The following is a 1,273-nucleotide window of genomic DNA, read 5'->3' on the forward strand; positions in this document are numbered from 1 at the left end:
CCTGGGCCCGCTCCTGGCCGGCGGACTGAACGAAGTGGACGGAGGCGGCGGGGCGGTCGGAGTGGGCGGCGCGAGCGGGGCGGACGGAGGGAGTGGTTCCGGCTGGCGGCTCACGTACGCCGTTCTCGGCGTGGCGGCCCTCGTCATCGTCGGCTTCGCCGTCCGCGTACTCGCGGAGTCGCGTGCCACACAGCGGAAGAGACCCGATGTCTGGGGTGCTCTCACCCTCGCCCTGGCCTTCACCGCGCTGCTGAGCGCGCTCACGCTGGGCCGGGACGGCTGGCTGCGGGCGCCGGTCCTGCTCCTGCTGTCGGCCTCGGCCGTCCTCACCGCTCTCTTCGCCGTCGTCGAACGGCGCACCGCCGCCCCTCTCATCGATCTGGGGCTGCTGCGCAGGCCGCTGTTCGGGGCGGCGTCGACGGGCGCCCTGTTCACCGGTCTCGCGGTGATCGGTCTGATGAGCTATCTGCCGTCGCTGCTCCAGCAGACCATCCACATGTCGGCGCTCGGCGCGGCCTGGCTCTTCCTCCTCTGGTCGGGTACGGCCTTTCTGGTCGCCCTCCAGGCGCGGCGCCTCGCGGGCCGGGTCGCGGCCCGCCACCAGTTGGCTCTGGGCTTCGTCCTGCACGCGGCGGGGGCGCTGGGGATGCTGGGCGCGCTGGACGCCGGGTCCTGGGTACGTCTGGTGCCGGGCCTCTTCGTCGCGGGGGTGGGCAGCGGTCTGCTGAACGCCGCGCTGCCCCGGCTGTCCGTCGAGTCCGTCCCGACGGAGAGCGCCGCGATGGGCTCGGGCGCCAACAACACCGCGCGCTACCTCGGTTCGTCGGCCGGTGTCGCGCTGATCATCGCGGTGGCGACATCGGTCGCCGACCCTGCCCATGGCACGGACCTGGCGATCCTGGTCTCGGCGGGCCTCACGCTGCTGGGCGCGACGGCGGTACTGGCCCTACGGGAACGCCGCCGCCCGCACGGAACGGGGTGACGGGGGCCGTCGGCGGGGCGAGGAGCGGGCGGACCAAGGGACCGCCGCCGGGCGGCCCGAAATGCCCGGCCCCGGGCCCCCGCCTACGGGCGGGCCCACGAGGTCACGCCGCGGACGGCCACCCGCGGGGTCGGCAGATCCCCCACGGACCGCCACCCCCGCGGAGGCGACGGGGCCGCCGGCTTCCGCCCCCGCGACGGCCGGCCCGGCGGCCCGGGACCAACGGTCCGGGGGACGACGTCCGCGTACCCCGGAACCGCGGGGCCGCACCGGGCGCGGGCTCCCCTCCGC

General features: G+C 76.2%; 1 protein-coding gene. It reads left to right on the plus strand.

Going from position 1 to position 1,273, the window contains the following annotated elements; genetic code table 11:
- Positions 1-982, plus strand: a 982-nt coding sequence (locus BFF77_RS31160; RefSeq protein ID WP_066956768.1) for an MFS transporter, incomplete at its 5' end; no start/stop codon positions are given.
- Positions 983-1,273: the final 291 nt, after the last annotated feature.

The sequence above is a fragment of the Streptomyces lushanensis genome, from assembly GCF_001700515.1.
Taxonomy (GTDB): Bacteria; Actinomycetota; Actinomycetes; order Streptomycetales; family Streptomycetaceae; genus Streptomyces; species Streptomyces lushanensis.